Annotated in this window: 1 protein-coding gene; it reads right to left on the bottom strand. The window is 46.1% G+C overall.

Annotation, left to right across the window (positions count from 1 at the left end; all coding sequences use genetic code 11):
* Positions 1-775 (bottom strand): methyl-accepting chemotaxis protein (locus BCT81_RS24280; RefSeq protein ID WP_133152712.1); only part of this gene is annotated, 775 nt, incomplete at both ends.

The raw sequence follows: 775 nt of genomic DNA, 5'->3' as shown, positions 1-775 counted from the left end.
ACCTTGCTCACCCGCTCTCGCCGCTTCTATTGCTGCGTTGAGCGCCAGCAGGTTGGTTTGCTCCGCAATGCCACCAATCTCTTCCATTATCTTACTGACACTTTGCGCTTGATCGCTCAGTTGGTAAGTCGTTTGTGTCGCTTTTTCAGCTTGTGAAACTAAATTTTCAAGGTTGCGATGAGTTTGGTCAATGCTCTCTTTAGCGCCAGCACAAGTCTCTAGAGTCACATCGACAATCTGATGGGCTTCTTCTGTACGAGACGAAACTTCATTCGCGGTTAATTCAACCTCTTCGGTTGCCTCACGTACTTGCAGAATGTCTTTGGTTTGTTGATCTAACGCTTCAGACACTTCAAACGACGTAGCATTAAGATTGTCAGCCAAATCTTGCAATGGTTTCGCTGAGTCAGTCATTCGACCTAATACAGTGCGTATACGAGCAGACAGAAGTTTTAAGTGAAAATCAGCCACAGAAAACTTACTGTTCCCTGAATAAACTAGGCGGCTCACGCTATCGAACTTTGATTGCAGTTTTTTCAGCTGTAAAGGTGTGTCGATGAGTTCTTGGCGGAACAACAGCGCAAGAGCAGAGACAGGCAGTAAACTCAGAAGCCATTGGGACACTTGCCCTACTTCGACAAGGTTTGAAATCAGCGGTGCGGCCAGAGAGCCCAGCAACACAGCATAACGAACACTATCACTGATCTGTAATGACCATTGGCGACCAGATTTCTCAGCCTTCAATAAACATTGGTATGCTTTATCGGCAACTTGT

Source organism: Vibrio sp. 10N.261.52.A1, from assembly GCF_002876325.1.
Classification (GTDB): domain Bacteria; phylum Pseudomonadota; class Gammaproteobacteria; order Enterobacterales; family Vibrionaceae; genus Vibrio; species Vibrio chagasii.
This window is presented reverse-complemented; position numbering and strand designations above follow the sequence as displayed.